Source organism: Frateuria defendens, from assembly GCF_001182895.1.
Classification (GTDB): Bacteria; Pseudomonadota; Gammaproteobacteria; order Xanthomonadales; family Rhodanobacteraceae; genus Frateuria_B; species Frateuria_B defendens.
In genome coordinates this window covers 1-271 of the sequence record NZ_LFQR01000262.1, presented here as the reverse complement: position 1 = coordinate 271, position 271 = coordinate 1, and the positions used below count along the sequence as shown (strand labels likewise).

Annotated in this window: 1 protein-coding gene; it reads left to right on the top strand. The window is 70.1% G+C overall.

Annotation, left to right across the window (positions count from 1 at the left end; translation table 11 throughout):
- Window positions 1-271: hypothetical protein (locus ACH65_RS20415; protein WP_049624060.1), on the top strand; the 271-nt coding region annotated here is incomplete at both ends.

Here is a 271-nt window from a genome sequence, read left to right as displayed (position 1 = left end):
ACGGACGACTACGCGAGCAAGCAGCAGCAGGCGAGCGCGAAGGTGGTGATCGGCTACGGCTCGGGCGCGAGCGGGAGCTACAGCCAGAGCAAGGTGAACAGCCACTACCAGAGCGTGAACGAGGTGACGGGGCTGCAGGCGGGGGCGGGTGGCTACCAGCTCCACGTGGGAGGCACCACGCACCTGGTGGGCGGGCAGCTGGCGAGCACGGCGGACCCGAGCCGCAACGTGCTGGACACGGGCAGCCTGGTGGCCGAGACGGTGCACAACG